This window comes from Cupriavidus mimosae (assembly GCF_023952485.1).
Taxonomy (GTDB): Bacteria; Pseudomonadota; Gammaproteobacteria; order Burkholderiales; family Burkholderiaceae; genus Cupriavidus; species Cupriavidus taiwanensis_C.
On record NZ_JALHRY010000109.1, the window covers coordinates 1 to 644 of the forward strand.

The 644-nt window shown below is 62.1% G+C and carries 1 pseudogene; it reads right to left on the bottom strand.

From position 1 onward, the window contains the following. Window positions 1-644 (bottom strand): annotated as a pseudogene (locus MKD50_RS30560) (IS5 family transposase); the annotation flags it as partial.

The window sequence follows — 644 nt, forward strand, 5'->3', positions numbered from 1 at the left end:
ACGAACAAGGTTATGGGTTGCGCGGTGTTCTTCCTCAGCCCTCGATAGCGGACCTTGGTGTAGCCGAACTGCCGCTTGGTGACCCGGAACGGATGCTCGACCTTTGCCCGGATGCCCGCCTTGATTCGCTCGACCTGATCGACGAGCGCGCCAAGCGGTTTGCTTTGGTCCAGAACGCGACGTTTGCCTGGCTTCTTCGCCACGTGCCAGTTCACGCCTGCTCGCGCGTCCGGACGCTTCTCCACGCCCTGATAGCCCGCATCGCCAAACGCGTCAGTTTCCTCGCCATGCAGCAGACTGTTGGCCTCAACCACGTCGTTGACGTTGCCCGCCGTGCCCCGCACCGTGTGCGCCAGCCCGCTTTCGGCGTCCACGCCAATGTGCCCTTCCATGCTGAAATACCACTGGTTTCCTTTCTTGCTCTGGTGCATCTCCGGGTCGCGTTCGCCCGACACCGACGCATTCTTGGTCGAGCCCGGTGCGCTGATCAGTGTCGCGTCTACCACCGTGCCCGCGCGCAGCATCAATCCCTTGTCGCGAAGGATGTCGTTGACCAGCGCAAGAATCTGAGCGGGTGCTTCTCTCGCAGATGACGGAACCCCAGGATGGTGCTCTCATCGGGGCAGCCTCACCGTCCAGTTATC